This is a genomic window from Pseudomonas sp. SIMBA_068 (assembly GCF_046534705.1).
GTDB classification, from domain to species: Bacteria; Pseudomonadota; Gammaproteobacteria; order Pseudomonadales; family Pseudomonadaceae; genus Aquipseudomonas; species Aquipseudomonas putida.
Genome location: NZ_JAWRYI010001684.1, coordinates 1 through 235, shown reverse-complemented (window position 1 = coordinate 235; position 235 = coordinate 1). Strand labels below are relative to the sequence as shown.

Genomic DNA, 235 nt, shown 5'->3' with positions numbered 1-235 from the left:
GACCAGCAACTTCTTGCCGTGGCTGAGGCTCTGCATCACCGACACCGGCCGACCGTCCTGCAGTACCCGTAGTGAAGCGGACTGGGAAATCACCCCGCTCTTCACCAGCTCCTGCATCGGCCGCCCCAGCAGCTCGGCGCCGTTCAGGCCGGTGAGGCGCTCGTAGGCCTGGTTGACCTTGAGGGTCTGGCCCTGGCCATCGGTGATGTAGACGCCGTCATGCAGCGCATTGAGC

At 65.1% G+C, this 235-nt stretch carries 1 protein-coding gene; it reads right to left on the bottom strand.

Annotation, left to right across the window (positions count from 1 at the left end; translation table 11 throughout):
* Nucleotides 1–235: PAS domain-containing protein (locus SB756_RS35470; protein ID WP_410913933.1), on the bottom strand; the 235-nt coding region annotated here is incomplete at both ends.